The following is a 209-nucleotide window of genomic DNA, read 5'->3' as shown; positions in this document are numbered from 1 at the left end:
GATTTCCCGGGTCGTCATACCCTTTGCATAAAGGCTGAGGATTTTGTCATCCATGCTGGTGAAACGGGTTTGTTGTTTCTTTACCAGCTGAGGCTCAAAAGTGCTGAGGCGATCTCTTGGAGTCTCTATATCAATAGCGCCATCTTCAGTAACAATGGTTTTATTGGAGTAGCCATTTCGGCTGTTTTGAGAAGTGGATTTACCATTTT

The 209-nt window shown here is 43.5% G+C and carries 1 protein-coding gene; it reads right to left on the bottom strand.

Features of this window, described 5'->3' with window-relative positions:
• The coding region (locus N477_RS22405) for a transposase (protein WP_196760682.1) at positions 1–209 on the bottom strand (209 nt) is incomplete at both ends.

It is taken from the genome of Pseudoalteromonas luteoviolacea H33-S, assembly GCF_001625695.1.
Taxonomy (GTDB): domain Bacteria; phylum Pseudomonadota; class Gammaproteobacteria; order Enterobacterales; family Alteromonadaceae; genus Pseudoalteromonas; species Pseudoalteromonas luteoviolacea_B.
Note: the sequence above shows the minus strand (reverse complement) of the source record. Positions and strands in the feature narration are given on the sequence as shown.